Here is a 13,812-nt window from a genome sequence, read left to right as displayed (position 1 = left end):
TACCCATCAAGAAGTAAAGTCAGGTATATGTCCTGCGCCCTGCACAGGGCTCAGGGCCTACGTCGCGTCCAGCCGGCATCGCGTCCATGTGTCCATCGGAGTGCCATGAAGCACAGCCGCCTCGCCCGACTTGCCGTGACCGCCGCCGCCGTCGCGGGGCTGGTCCTCTCCGGGTGCGGTGACGCGGATCCGCCGGGTGGCTCGAAGGCCACCATCAACGTGCTCTCCATGGACGCGTCGCAGATGCAGAACCTCAAGAAGCTCACCAAGAGGCACTTCACCGCCGAGACCGGCATCGAGGTCAACTACACGCTGCTGCCGGAGAACGAGGCGCGGGACCGGATGAACCGCGAGTTCGCCACCCAGGCCGGGCGGTACGACGTGGCGAGCGTCAGCGCGTACGAGGTGCCGATCTACGCGGACAACGGCTGGCTCGCCCCGCTGGACGCGTATGTGAGGGCGGACGAGGACTTCGACCAGGACGACGTCTTCCCCAACCTGGTGTCGTCGCTGACCGGGGCCGACGGCAGGCTCTACGCCGAGCCCTTCTACGGCGAGGGTTCGTTCCTGATGTACCGCAAGGACCTGTTCCGCAAGGACGGCCTGTCCATGCCGGCGAACCCCACCTGGGAGCAGGTGGCCGCACTGGCGGCCAAGGTCGACGGCACCGACGGCACGCACGGCATCTGTCTGCGCGGCCTGCCCGGCTGGGGCCAGAACCTCGCCCCGATCAACACCGTCGTCAACACCTTCGGCGGCGCCTGGTACGACATGGAGTGGAACGCCCGGCTGACCTCACCGGAGTTCCGGAAGGCGCTCCGGTTCTACGTCGACCTGCTCCGCTCGTACGGCCAGCCCGACGCCCACCGCACGGGCGTCCTGGAGATCCTCGACCTGTTCGTGCGCGGCAAGTGCGCCATGATGTACGACGCCACGTCGCTGGCCTCCTCGATCGAGGCCGACGGTTCGTCGGTCAAGGGCAAGGTCGGCTACGTCCCGGCGCCGCACGAGAGGACCGAGAAGGCCGGCTGGCTGTGGACCTGGGCCTGGGGCATCCAGCAGGCCAGCACGAACAAGGACGCCGCCTGGGAGTTCATCTCCTGGGCCTCCTCCAAGGAGTACCAGGAGCTGGTCGGCAGGGAACTCGGCTGGACCGCGGCACCCGCCGGGAACCGCAAGTCGCTCTACGCCAACCCGGAGTACCAGAGGGCGGCCGACGCCTGGTACCGCCAGGAGTACGCGGCGGCGACGGACTCCGCCGACCCGAAGAACCCCGGCGTCGCCCCACGCCCCTACACCGGTATCGGCTTCCTCGGCATCCCCGAGTTCGCCGTGCTCGGCACGGCGGTCTCGCAACAGATCAGCGCGGCCATCGCCGGCCACCAGTCGGTGGACACGGCCCTGGAGAAGTCCCAGGACCTGGCTCAGGCGGCGGTGGCGAAGTACCGCGCCGACTGAGGACTCCTGCGGCACCCTCGGTGAGCGCACGCCGACACGGCAAGGGCCGCACCCCCGGCGTACGGGGACGCGGCCCTGGACGGCCGTGCCGTTCTGCGCTCCGCGGTTACTTGCGGATCAGGCTGCGCAGCACGTACTGCATGATGCCGCCGTTGCGGTAGTAGTCCGCCTCACCCGGGGTGTCGATGCGGACGACCGCGTCGAACTCGACGCCGGTGTCGGTGGTGACCTTCACCGTGCGCGGCGTGGTGCCCTCGTTGAGCTCGGTGACGCCGGTGATGGAGAAGGTCTCCTCGCCGGTCAGGCCGAGGGACTCGGCGGACTGGCCCTCCGGGAACTGCAGCGGCAGGACGCCCATGCCGATGAGGTTCGAGCGGTGGATGCGCTCGTACGACTCGGCGATGACGGCCTTGACGCCGAGGAGCGCGGTGCCCTTGGCCGCCCAGTCGCGGGACGAGCCGGAGCCGTACTCCTTGCCGGCCAGGACGACCAGCGGGATGCCGGCGGCCTGGTAGTTCTGCGAAGCGTCGTAGATGAAGGAGACCGGGCCGCCCTCCTGGGTGAAGTCCCGCGTGTAGCCGCCCTCGGTGCCCGGCGCGATCTGGTTGCGCAGGCGGATGTTGGCGAACGTACCGCGGATCATCACCTCGTGGTTGCCGCGGCGGGAACCGTAGGAGTTGAAGTCGCGGCGCTCGACGCCGTGCTCCGTGAGGTACTTGCCCGCCGGGGTGTCGGCCTTGATGGCGCCGGCCGGGGAGATGTGGTCGGTGGTGACCGAGTCGCCCAGCTTGGCGAGTACGCGGGCGCCGGTGATGTCGGAGACCGGGGTGGTCTCCATCGTCATGCCCTCGAAGTACGGGGGCTTGCGGACGTACGTCGACTGCGGGTCCCACTCGAAGGTGTCGCCGGTCGGGATCGGCAGCGCCTGCCACTGGGCGTCGCCCGCGAAGACGTCGCTGTAGGACTTGGAGAACATGTCCTCGCCGATGGCGCTGGCGACGACGTCGTTGACCTCGGCCTCGGTCGGCCAGATGTCCTTCAGGTAGACCGGCTTGCCGTCCTGGTCGGTGCCGAGGGGCTCGCGCGTGATGTCCACCTTCATGGAGCCCGCGATGGCGTAGGCGACGACCAGCGGCGGGGACGCCAGGTAGTTCATCTTGACGTCGGGGTTGATACGGCCCTCGAAGTTCCGGTTGCCGGAGAGGACCGAGGTGACCGCGAGGTCGTTGTCGTTGACGGCCTTGGAGACCTCCTCCGGCAGCGGGCCGGAGTTGCCGATGCAGGTGGTGCAGCCGTAGCCGACGAGGTTGAAGCCGACCTTGTCGAGGTACGGGGTCAGGCCCGCCTTGTCGAAGTAGTCGGTGACGACCTTCGAACCCGGGGCGAGGGTGGTCTTGACCCACGGCTTGCGGGTCAGGCCCTTCTCGACCGCCTTCTTGGCCACCAGGGCGGCGGCGACCATGACGTACGGGTTGGAGGTGTTGGTGCAGGAGGTGATGGCGGCGACGGTCACGGCACCGTGGTCGATCTCGTACGTCGAGCCGTCGGGGGCGGTGACGGTGACCGGGTTCGACGGGACGGCGGCACCCGTGCCGTCGGCGTGCTGCGGCGCGCCGGCGCCGTTCTCCTGGCTGCCGTAGGCCGGGGCGTCGGAGGCCGGGAAGGACTCGTCGCTGGCCTCGTCGACCGGGGAGGCCGCGGCGCCGGGCTGCTGCGCGACGGGCGCCTCGACGTAGTTGAGGACGTCCTTGGCGAACTGCTGGGCGGCCTCGGCCAGGACGATACGGTCCTGCGGGCGCTTCGGGCCGGCGATGGACGGCACGACCGTGGACAGGTCCAGCTCGAGCTTCTCGGAGAAGTCGGGCTCGGCGGCCGGGTCCAGCCACAGGCCCTGCTCCTTGGCGTACGCCTCGACGAGCGCGACCTGCTGCTCGGAGCGGCCGGTCAGGCGCAGGTAGTTCAAGGTCTCGTCGTCGATCGGGAAGATCGCGGCGGTGGAACCGAACTCCGGCGACATGTTGCCGATGGTGGCGCGGTTGGCGAGGCTGGTGGCCGCCACACCCTCGCCGTAGAACTCGACGAACTTGCCGACGACGCCGTGCTTGCGCAGCATCTCGGTGATGGTGAGCACCAGGTCGGTGGCGGTGGTGCCGGTGGGCAGCTCGCCGGTGAGCTTGAAGCCGACGACGCGCGGGATGAGCATGGAGACCGGCTGGCCGAGCATCGCGGCCTCGGCCTCGATGCCGCCGACGCCCCAGCCGAGGACGCCGAGGCCGTTGACCATGGTGGTGTGCGAGTCGGTGCCGACCAGGGTGTCGGGGTACGCCTTGCCGTCACGGACCATCACGACACGGGCCAAGTGCTCGATGTTCACCTGGTGGACGATGCCGGTGCCGGGCGGGACTACCTTGAACTCGTCGAACGCGGTCTGGCCCCAGCGCAGGAACTGGTAGCGCTCCTTGTTGCGGCCGTACTCCAGGTCGACGTTCTGCTTGAAGGCGTCGTTCGTACCGAACTTGTCGGCGATGACGGAGTGGTCGATGACCAGCTCGGCCGGCGCCAGCGGGTTGATCTTGGCGGGGTCGCCGCCCAGCTCCTTGACGGCCTCACGCATGGTCGCGAGGTCCACGACACAGGGAACACCTGTGAAGTCCTGCATGATCACGCGGGCCGGCGTGAACTGGATCTCCTGCGACGGCTGAGCCTGCGAGTCCCAGGTGCCGAGCGCGCGGATGTGGTCGGCGGTGATGTTCGCGCCGTCCTCGGTGCGGAGCAGGTTCTCCAGCAGGACCTTGAGGCTGTACGGCAGGCGGGCCGAGCCCTCCACCTTGTCCAGCCGGAAGATCTCGTACGACTCGTCGCCCACCTGCAGCGTGCTGCGGGCGTCGAAGCTGTTCGCCGACACGACAGTCTCCTTCATTGATGTGCGCTACCACCACGATCCTGCCGCCACGGCATCTCGGCCGATCCGCTAAGGTAAGGCTAAGTTAGGTAACCCTTACCGGGCTGGCGGCTGCGGTGCTCCTCGGCAGATATCTCGATGTCGAGATAACTCTAGTACACCGGGGCCGAATGGTCATGCCCCGGCCCGGTCGATCTGTCGTGCGGCGAAGCCGAGCGGCGTCACTCCCGTGACGCAGGGCGCTGATCGCGGACCTGCAACGTGACGCCGCGCAGGCCTGCGCTAGGCTCGGCGACGTGGTCGGCCTGTGGCCGGCGCGGCTCATGACCGGGTACGCAGGCTCCGGGACCGCGGTGTGATCCGCCGCACGACCGTGGGACGCGTCCGAGCCCTTCGCCGCCCTTCGCGAGATTCAGGAAGCCCACCTCATCGCGGGTTCGAAAGGCCGGTCTGCGCATCGTGAACTTCTGGTCGATCTATCAGCACGGCTTCGCGCGGGTCGCCGCGTGCACCGGCCATGCCGCCATCGCCGAGCCGCACACCAACGCCGAGGCCGTCCTGAGGCAGGGGCGCCGGTGCGCGCAGGAGGGCGTCGCCGTCGCCGTGTTCCCCGAACTGTGCCTGTCGGGCTACTCGATCGAGGACCTGCTGCTGCAGGACGCGGTGCTCGACGAGGTCGAGGCGGCGTTGCAGACCGTGGTGGCCGGGTCGGCGGACCTGCTGCCGGTGCTCGTCGTCGGTGCCCCGCTGCGCCATCGCCACCGGATCTACAACTGCGCGGTGATCGTGCACCGCGGGCGGATCCTCGGCGTCGCGCCCAAGTCCTACCTGCCGACGTATCGCGAGTTCTACGAGCGGCGGCAGATCGCCGCGGGCGACGACGAGCGCGGCGGGACGATCCGCGTCGGCGGCGCGACGGTGCCGTTCGGCACCGACCTGCTCTTCGCGGCGGAGGACGTCCCCGGCCTGGTGCTGCACGCGGAGATCTGCGAGGACATGTGGGTGCCGGTGCCCCCGAGCGCGGAGGCGGCGCTGGCCGGAGCGACCGTACTCGTCAACCTCTCGGGCAGCCCGATCACGGTCGGACGGGCCGAGGACCGGCGGTTGCTGTGCCGCTCGGCGTCCTCGCGCTACCTCGGCGCCTACGTCTACGCGGCGGCCGGGCTGGGCGAGTCGTCCACCGACCTGTCCTGGGACGGCCAGACCATGATCTACGAGAACGGTGTCCTGCTGGCCGAGACGGACCGTTTCCCGCAGGGCGACCAGTACGCGGTGGCCGACATCGACCTCGACCTGCTGCGGCAGGAGCGGCAGCGGATGGGCACGTTCGACGACAACCGCCGCGCCCACGCCGCCCGCACCGGCGACTTCCGGCAGGTGTCGTTCCGGCTCGACCCGCCCACCACCGACCTCGGACTGCGCCGCCGGGTCGAGCGGTTCCCGTTCGTGCCGGCCGACCCCACCCGCCTCGCCCAGGACTGTTACGAGGCGTACAACATCCAGGTCTCGGCCCTGCAGCAGCGGCTGGCGGCGATCGGCGGCCCGAAGGTCGTCATCGGGGTGTCGGGCGGCCTCGACTCCACACACGCGCTGATCGTCGCCGCCCGGGCCATGGACCGCGCGGGCCGCCCGCGCAGCGACATCCTCGCCTTCACGCTGCCCGGTTTCGCCACCGGCGGGCACACCAAGGGCAACGCCCACAAGCTGATGCGCGCGCTCGGCGTCACCGCGGCCGAGCTGGACATCACACCGACCGCGCGGCTCATGCTCCAGGAGATGGGGCACCCCTTCTCGTCCGGGGAGCCGGTGTACGACGTGACCTTCGAGAACGTGCAGGCCGGGCTGCGCACCGACTACCTGTTCCGGCTGGCCAACCAGCGCGGCGGCATCGTGCTCGGCACCGGTGACCTGTCCGAACTGGCGCTCGGCTGGTGCACCTACGGCGTCGGCGACCAGATGAGCCACTACAACGTCAACTCCGGCGTGCCGAAGACGCTCATCCAGCACCTGATCCGCTGGGTCATCAGCAGCGGCCAGTTCGACGAGGACACCAACGAGACGCTGGCCGCGATCCTCGACACGGAGATCAGCCCGGAGCTCGTACCGGGCGAGGAACTGCAGTCCACCGAGTCCAGGATCGGCCCGTACGCACTGCACGACTTCACCCTCTTCCACGTCCTGCGCCATGGCTTCAGGCCGTCGAAGATCGCCTTCCTGGCCTGGCACGCCTGGCACGAGAAGGACGCCGGCGCCTGGCCGCCGATGTTCCCCGAGGCCGAGCGTGTGGCGTACGACCTGCCGGAGATCCGGCACTGGCTGGAGAACTTCTGCCGCCGCTTCTTCGGATTCGCGCAGTTCAAGCGCTCGGCCATGCCGAACGGGCCGAAGGTCGTGGCCGGTGGTTCCCTGTCACCGCGCGGCGACTGGCGCGCCCCGTCCGACGGTACGGCCGAGGCGTGGCTGAGGGATCTCGCCCGCTGGGACGTGAGCCGGCCGGATCCGAAGTGACCGGATCCGCAGTGAGTGCGCAGTTCTGCCGTCAAGGCCATCAACGCGCCAAGTCGGGGTATCCGTGTTGAGCCGGGAACAGCCGGCGAACCCCGAAAGGAGGCAGGAATGCCGCTCACGTTCCGCAAGAGTTTCCGGATCCTTCCGGGAGTGCGCCTGAACATCAACAAGCGCTCCTGGTCCATCACCACCGGCGGTGGCAAGAACGGGCCGCGGTACACCCGCAGCAGTACGGGTCGTCGTACGACATCGATGGACTTGCCCGGACCTTTCGGGTGGCGGCGCACCCGTACCACCAGGCGCCACTGACGGCTCGTCACCCGAACGGACCCCCCGTCGGGCGCCATCTCATATCTGAGATAGCCTCAATCACATGGCAGACGACTACCTCGTACGCATCGGCAAGCTCATCCGTGACGCCCGGCAGCACCGCGGCTGGACGCAATCGCAGTTGGCCGAGGCGCTCGGAACCAGCCAGAGCGCCGTCAACCGCATTGAGCGCGGCAACCAGAACATCAGCCTTGAGATGATCGCCCGCATCGGGGAAGCCCTCGACAGTGAGATCGTCTCTCTGGGCTATGCGGGACCGATGCATCTGCGGGTGGTCGGCGGCCGTCGGCTGTCCGGCGCCATCGACGTGAAGACGAGCAAGAACGCGTGTGTGGCGCTGCTGTGCGCCTCGCTGCTCAACAGCGGGCGCACGGTGCTGCGCCGGGTCGCCCGCATCGAGGAGGTGTACCGCCTCCTGGAGGTGCTCAACTCCATCGGTGTGCGCACCCGTTGGATCAACGACGGCGTCGACCTGGAGATCGTGCCGCCGGCCGAGCTGGACCTGGCGGCGATCGACGCGGACGCGGCCCGCCGTACCCGTTCCATCATCATGTTCCTCGGCCCGCTGCTGCACCGCATGGACCGCTTCAAGCTGCCGTACGCCGGTGGCTGCGACCTCGGCACGCGCACCGTCGAGCCGCACATGATCGCGCTGCGCCGGTTCGGTCTGGACATCGCCGCGACCGAGGGCCAATACCACGCGGTCGTCGACCGCGGCGTGCGCCCCGACCGCCCGATCGTGCTGACCGAGCGCGGCGACACGGTGACCGAGAACGCGCTGCTCGCCGCCGCCCGGCACGACGGCATCACGGTCATCCGCAACGCCTCGTCCAACTACATGGTCCAGGACCTGTGCTTCTTCCTGGAGGCCCTGGGCGTCAAGGTCGACGGCATCGGCACCACCACGCTCACCGTGCACGGCGTGCCGGACATCGACGTCGACGTGGACTACTCCCCCTCCGAGGACCCGGTGGAGGCGATGAGCCTGGTCGCCGCGGCCGTCGTCACCGAGTCGCAGCTGACGGTGCGTCGGGTGCCGATCGAGTTCCTGGAGATCGAGCTGGCCGTGCTCGAGGAGATGGGCCTCGACCACGACCGCACGCCGGAGTACTTCGCCGACAACGGCCGTACCCGCCTGGTGGACCTGACCGTGCGCCCCTCCAAGCTGGAGGCGCCGATCGACAAGATCCACCCGATGCCGTTCCCCGGCCTGAACATCGACAACGTCCCGTTCTTCGCGGCGATCGCGGCGGTGGCCCAGGGCAAGACCCTCATCCACGACTGGGTCTACGACAACCGCGCGATCTACCTGACGGACCTCAACCGCCTCGGCGGGCGCCTGCAACTCCTCGACCCGCACCGCGTGCTGGTCGAGGGCCCGACCCGCTGGCGCGCCGCCGAGATGATGTGCCCGCCCGCGCTGCGGCCCGCCGTGGTCGTCCTGCTGGCGATGATGGCGGCGGAGGGCACGTCCGTCCTGCGCAACGTGTACGTCATCAACCGCGGCTACGAGGACCTGGCCGAGCGGCTCAACTCGATCGGGGCGCAGATCGAGACGTTCCGGGACATCTGAGCGACGGGTGCCGCCGCATCCCGCCCGGCCTGCACGCCTGTGGATCGAGAGGGGATGCGGCGGCACCGCCACCAGTGGACGGGTGTTCGATCCGGGCCGGAGTCAGTGGCCGCTTCGGCGTGTGTGTGCTTCGGCCAGCAGGAGGTAGCCGCTGGCGGTCCAGGTGTAGGCCCGGTCGCGCAGGCCCCTTCCGGTCAGGGCGTCGAAGTTCTCCGCGAAGCCGTGGGTCTCGCACAGGGTGCGGAAGCGTGCGCTGATCTCGTCCGCCAGCCGGTGGTGTCCGCTGCGGCGCAGACCGTCCTCGATGAGGACCGTGGCCGGGGCCCAGATCGGGCCGCGCCAGTAGCCGTCGGAGAGGTAGTGCGGCGAGGTCGGCAGCTCGGTGGCCAGGCCGTACGCAGTCAGGTGGGCCTCGATGCGGCCGGCCAGCACGCCGCTGATCTCGTCCGGCAGATGCTCACCCAGCACGATGGGCATCAGGTCGAGGAGGCTGGCACTGTGCCAGGTGTCGCCGCTGTCGACTCCCCGGGTGACGAACCGGTCACCGGTCCAGAACTGGTCGAGCATCGCCGCCTGGGCCGCCTCGGCGGCTCGCGTCCACCGGCGGGCCTCGTCCGGCCTGTCCAGGTACGTGGCCAGCTCGGCGAGTTCGCGGAGCTGGAGGACGAGGAAGGCGGCCAGGTCCGCGGTGACGACGACGCGTTCGGGGTCGAAGGTGGTGGCATTGTCCCAGCCGCTGTCGTTGCCGTGCTGGTAGTGCGGCAGGTCGGCGCCGGGGGCGCGCCGTGCGGTGAGCCAGAAGTCCGTCCAGCGTTCCAGCCTGTCGTACGTCTCGGCCAGTTCGGCCCGGCCCAAAGGCGTGGTCAGCCGGCGGCGCAGATGGCCGAACGCCCAGCCGTGGATGGGTGGTTTGACGAAGTTGCGCAGGACCTCGGAGTGGGTGACCGAGTCGGGCAGCGCCCCGGTGTCGTCCTGGTGGTCGAAGGGCAGGTGGTACTGGTCCCAGGCCAGGTCGGGGCAGCCGGGGGCCAGGGCCAGGGCGTTGAAGCAGTGGTCCCAGCTCCACACCTTGTCCATCCAGTGCTTGGACATCAGGACGGCGGGCCGGGTGACCAGCCCGGCCGGGCGTACGGTCGCGGACCACACGACGTAGGCGGCGAGTTCGGCGGCCGGGGTGGCGGACGAACGCCAGGGGGCCACGGTGTCGGCGAAGTCGGCGAAGGAGTTCCGCGCCGCCTCGACGATCTTGCCGAAGGCCGCCGTCCGCGCGTACGGCGGGCGGGCGGTGTCCAGTTCCTCGACCGCGATCTCCCAGGAACCGTCCGGATCGGCGGCGACGGTGAGGCCGCGGTCGCCGCTGCCCAGGGCCTGGCTGCCGAACGTGTCGGCCACCGTGCCGGACAGCACGGTGACGCGGTAGCGGCGTCCGGTCTCGTACGACGTGAACACGTACGCGCCGGCGGCCGCGTCGTGGAAGAAGTAGGTGCCGCTGAACGGGGTCAGCGTCCGGGCCGCCGCACAGACGCGCAGCTGCAGCCCCGTGCCGCGCAGGCGTACGGTGTCCGGCGACTCGTAGGCCAGATCGGCGCGGCCGGTGGCGCCGATCCAGCTCAGCAGGGCCGGTGTCGCCTCCACGCGGGTCTCGGCCCGTTCGCCCGTCGCGCCGTCGAGCGGCACCAGGCGCAGGACGGCGTGCATGCCGTTCTGGTGCGAGACGAGGTGGAGGTCCTCGGCATGGGTCTTCTCCGCCACCACGGGGGAGATGTCGAACCATGATCCGTACGTGCTGAACGGGATGTCCTGGACGGAGAAGGCCGGGCCGGATCGGTCGGCGGTCATGAGGTGTCACTCGATTCTCGGGCAGGGGTGGCCGGCCGTCCGGCGGACGGACGGTGGGGCCGTGGCGAGGGGAAAGGGGTCAGTCCTCGACGTCAGTCCTGGACCTCGGTCCTGACGTCAGTCCTTGACCGCGCCGGCGGTCACACCGGCGGCGACGTAGCGCTGGGCGAGGACGAGGATGACCGCGGCGGGCAGTGAGGCCACGACGGCGGTGGCCATGATGGCGTTCCACTGCTGGTTGTTGTTGCCGATGTAGTGGTAGATGCCGAGGGTGATGGGCTCGTGCGCGCCGCCGTTGACGAGGGTGCTGGCGAAGACGAAGTCGGACCAGGACCACAGGAACGCGAACAGGGACACCGTGACGACGGCGTTGCGGCTCATCGGCAGGACGACCGACCAGAACGTGCGCAGGGGCCCGGCGCCGTCCGTCTTCGCGGCCTGGAGCAGTTCGCCGGGGATGCCGGACATGAACGCGGTGAAGATCAGCACCGCGAAGGGGACGGCCAGGGTGGAGTCGGCGACGATCAGGCCGGGCACCGACTGGAGCAGGCCGAGCTGGAGGTAGATGGCGTAGAAGCCCATCGCCATGATGATGCCGGGGATCATCTGGGCGGCCAGCAGGACGAAGCCGAGGACGCCGCCGCCCCGGGGGCGCAGCTTGGCCAGCGCGTAACCGGCGGGGGCGGACAGGGCCACGGTCAGGACGACGGTGCCCAGGCCGATGACGAGGCTGGTGCCGAGGTAGGGCAACTGCTCGTCGAGGACGGTGCGGTAGCCGGCCAGGGTTCCGTGGACGGGGAACAGGTCCGGTGGGCTCTTGCGCATGTCCTGGTCGCGGGTGAAGGACACGTTGAGCATCCAGTACACCGGGAAGAGCATGATCCCGGTCAGCAGGAGGCCGATGGTCGTCTTTCCCCAGGTACGCCTGCCGGTTCGGCTCATGACAGCGCCTGCTTTCTCTGGACCCGGACGTAGACCAGGCCGAAGACCAGGGCGGCGACCACCAGCAGGTTGCCGACGGCCGCACCCGGGCCGAAGGCGGGCAGCAGGTTGCCGAAGCCGAGCTGGTAGGACCAGGTGGCGAAGGTGGTGGACGATTCCGCCGGGCCGCCCTTGGTCATGATCCAGATGATGTCGAAGACCTTGAGCGTGTAGACCAGTCCCAGCAGCAGGGTGATCGCGGACACCGGGCGCAGCAGGGGGAAGGTGATGCGCCAGAAGCGCTGCCAGGCGTTCGCCCCGTCCAGGGCCGCCGCCTCGTACAGGCTCGCGGGGATGGACTGCAGGCCGCTGTGGAGCACCACCAGGTTGAACGGGACGCCGATCCAGATGTTCGCGATGATCACCGACGTCAGTGACCAGGACGGCGAGGTCAGCCAGTTCACCGGGTCGACGCCGATGGCGTGCAGGGCGGCGTTGACGATGCCGGAGTCGCTGTTGAGCATCCACGACCAGGTGGAGGCCGACACGATCAGCGGCAGCAGCCAGGGCACCAGGAACAGGGCGCGCAGGGTCGCCGACAGCCGGAAGTGCTGGTTGAAGAAGACCGCGAGGGCCAGGCCGATGGCGTACTGGAAGACCAGGCACACGGCGGTGAACACCACGGTGTGGAGCAGGGCGGGGGCGAAGGTCGGGTCGTCGAAGACGGTCCGGTAGTTCTGCAGGCCCGTGAAGGGCGCGTCGCCCTGGACGAAGGAGCGGACGGTGTAGTTCCTGAGGCTCAGGTCGATGTTGCGGTAGAGCGGATAGGCGTAGAAGAGGACGAGGTAGAGGGTGACCGGGGCGAGGAAGGCCCCGGCGGCCCACTGCTGGGAGGTGGGGCGGCGCCGTGCCGGGGGTGGTGCGGCGGGGGCCGCGCCGCTGGGGCCGGGCACGGGCCGGCGATGCGGCACTTGTGTCGTGTGACTCATCAGAAGGCCCTGGGGTCTGTCACTTGACGGCGGACTGGGCGGCGCTCAGCGCGTCCTTCGGGGACTTGGATCCGCTGAGGGCGGACTGGACCGCCTTCCACAACTGCTCGGAGATCTTCGGGTACTTGGTGCCCAGGTCGTCGCTGGTGCGGCCCCTGGCCGCCTTCACCGCGTCCACCCACGGCTTGAGCTCGGGATTCGCCGCCACCTGCTTGTCCTGCACCTCGGTGGTGGGGGCGACGTAGGAGAGGGTGGTGTCGGTGTCGTACAGGTTCTGGGTGCTGGTCAGGCAGGCCGCGAGCTTCTGCGTGGTGGCGTAGCGGTCGGTCGAGTCCTGGACCGGGATGGTGACGAACTCGCCGCCCGTCGGGGCCGCGGCGTTGCCTCCGTCGGCGCCGGGTATGGGCAGGACGCCGTAGTCGAAGCCCGCCTTCTCGGCGTTGGCGAGCTGCCAGGTGCCGTTCTCCGCGAACGCGTAGTCGCCGGTCGCGAACTCCTGCCAGCTGGTGGTCTGGGTGTTGTTGAGCACGGAGTTGGGGGCGTAGCCCTTGTCCAGCCAGTCCTTCCACAGGGACAGCGCCGAGACGGCCGCCGGTGAGTCGAGGTCTGTCAGCTCGGCGCCCGCGCCCCAGAACCACGGCAGGAACTGGAAGCTGCCCTCTTCCGTGCCGATCGCGGAGAAGGTGATGCCCTTCTTGCCCGCCTTCTCGACCTTGTCCAGCGCTGCGGTCAAGGACGGCCAGTCCTTGATGGAGGCGACGTCGACCCCGGCCTCCTTCAGGACTTCCTTGTTGTAGTAGAGGGCGAGGGTGTTGGCGCCGATCGGGGTGCCGTAGGTCTTGCCGCCCGACTGGCCGGCCGCGAGCAGGTTGGGGTCCACGGCGGAGGTGTCGAGCTTGTTGTCGTCGGTGGTGGTGAGCACGCCCGCCTCGGCCAGGGTCGACACCACCGGGTTGTCGACGATCAGGACGTCCGGGGAGTTGCCCTGCTGCGCGGCCAGCAGGGCCTTGTTCGCCAGGTCGCTGGTGTCGAAGCCGGTCCGCTTGACCTTCACGCCGGCCTTGGTGCCGCAGGAGTCCAGCAGCTTCACCCACGCCGAGTCCTTGGTGAACTGCGGGTAGGGGTCCCAGATGGTGTACGTGCCGCTGTCCGCGGCCTTCGTCCCGGTGCCGCCCGAGCCGGAGCCGCAGGCGGTGGCGCTGGTGGCGACGGCCAGGGCGGTCAGGGCTGCGGCGGTCAGACGGCGCTGTCTGGAGGAGCTGTTCATCGCGGGGTCCTTTGTCTTGGCGTGC

The 13,812-nt window shown here is 69.5% G+C and carries 9 protein-coding genes; 4 read left to right on the top strand and 5 right to left on the bottom strand.

Annotated elements, in window-relative coordinates; translation table 11 throughout:
• Positions 1-105 precede the first annotated feature (105 nt).
• Complete coding sequence (locus ACYVMZ_RS19955) at positions 106-1,458, top strand: ABC transporter substrate-binding protein (RefSeq protein WP_461081464.1); 1,353 nt, start codon at positions 106-108, stop codon at positions 1,456-1,458.
• 106 nt (positions 1,459-1,564) lie between these two features.
• On the opposite strand, the gene ACYVMZ_RS19950 is transcribed toward ACYVMZ_RS19955, so the two are convergent.
• Complete coding sequence (locus ACYVMZ_RS19950) at positions 1,565-4,363, bottom strand: aconitate hydratase (RefSeq protein WP_461081462.1); 2,799 nt, start codon at positions 4,361-4,363, stop codon at positions 1,565-1,567.
• Positions 4,364-4,819: 456 nt separating this feature from the next.
• Here ACYVMZ_RS19950 and ACYVMZ_RS19945 point away from each other — a divergent pair, with 456 nt between their 5' ends.
• The 3 genes from ACYVMZ_RS19945 to ACYVMZ_RS19935 all read left to right on the top strand — a co-directional run bounded on the left by ACYVMZ_RS19945 (position 4,820) and on the right by ACYVMZ_RS19935 (position 8,771).
• Positions 4,820-6,868, top strand: a complete 2,049-nt coding sequence (locus tag ACYVMZ_RS19945) for an NAD(+) synthase (protein WP_461081460.1) — start codon at positions 4,820-4,822, stop codon at positions 6,866-6,868.
• Positions 6,869-6,976: 108 nt separating this feature from the next.
• The gene (locus ACYVMZ_RS19940; protein WP_078945495.1) at positions 6,977-7,177 is read left to right on the top strand and encodes a DUF4236 domain-containing protein; all 201 of its coding nucleotides are present in this window, start codon (positions 6,977-6,979) and stop codon (positions 7,175-7,177) included.
• Between the two features lie 64 nt (positions 7,178-7,241).
• Positions 7,242-8,771 (top strand): helix-turn-helix domain-containing protein, encoded by a 1,530-nt coding sequence (locus ACYVMZ_RS19935; RefSeq protein WP_461081458.1) that lies wholly within the window; start codon positions 7,242-7,244, stop codon positions 8,769-8,771.
• Positions 8,772-8,873: 102 nt separating this feature from the next.
• On the opposite strand, the gene ACYVMZ_RS19930 is transcribed toward ACYVMZ_RS19935, so the two are convergent.
• From ACYVMZ_RS19930 to ACYVMZ_RS19915, 4 genes are all read right to left on the bottom strand, one after another.
• Complete coding sequence (locus tag ACYVMZ_RS19930) at positions 8,874-10,610, bottom strand: amylo-alpha-1,6-glucosidase (protein WP_461081456.1); 1,737 nt, start codon at positions 10,608-10,610, stop codon at positions 8,874-8,876.
• Between the two features lie 117 nt (positions 10,611-10,727).
• Complete coding sequence (locus tag ACYVMZ_RS19925) at positions 10,728-11,552, bottom strand: carbohydrate ABC transporter permease (RefSeq protein ID WP_461081454.1); 825 nt, start codon at positions 11,550-11,552, stop codon at positions 10,728-10,730.
• Entirely contained in the window at positions 11,549-12,520 is a 972-nt protein-coding gene (locus ACYVMZ_RS19920) for a carbohydrate ABC transporter permease (protein WP_461081452.1), read from the bottom strand. The genes ACYVMZ_RS19925 and ACYVMZ_RS19920 overlap by 4 nt, the downstream gene beginning before the upstream one ends.
• Positions 12,521-12,539: 19 nt before the next feature.
• Entirely contained in the window at positions 12,540-13,787 is a 1,248-nt protein-coding gene (locus ACYVMZ_RS19915) for a sugar ABC transporter substrate-binding protein (protein ID WP_461081450.1), read from the bottom strand.
• Between the last annotated feature and the right edge of the window lie 25 nt (positions 13,788-13,812).

The sequence above is a fragment of the Streptomyces deserti genome (assembly GCF_054782695.1).
This window is presented reverse-complemented; position numbering and strand designations above follow the sequence as displayed.

Coding starts and splice junctions, on each gene's coding strand:
- ACYVMZ_RS19930 (WP_461081456.1), bottom strand. CDS start 10,610: ATGACCGCCGACCGATCCGGCCCGGCCTTCTCCGTCCAGGACATCCCG.
- ACYVMZ_RS19955 (WP_461081464.1), top strand. CDS start 106: ATGAAGCACAGCCGCCTCGCCCGACTTGCCGTGACCGCCGCCGCCGTC.
- ACYVMZ_RS19925 (WP_461081454.1), bottom strand. CDS start 11,552: ATGAGCCGAACCGGCAGGCGTACCTGGGGAAAGACGACCATCGGCCTC.
- ACYVMZ_RS19935 (WP_461081458.1), top strand. CDS start 7,242: ATGGCAGACGACTACCTCGTACGCATCGGCAAGCTCATCCGTGACGCC.
- ACYVMZ_RS19940 (WP_078945495.1), top strand. CDS start 6,977: ATGCCGCTCACGTTCCGCAAGAGTTTCCGGATCCTTCCGGGAGTGCGC.
- ACYVMZ_RS19915 (WP_461081450.1), bottom strand. CDS start 13,787: ATGAACAGCTCCTCCAGACAGCGCCGTCTGACCGCCGCAGCCCTGACC.
- ACYVMZ_RS19920 (WP_461081452.1), bottom strand. CDS start 12,520: ATGAGTCACACGACACAAGTGCCGCATCGCCGGCCCGTGCCCGGCCCC.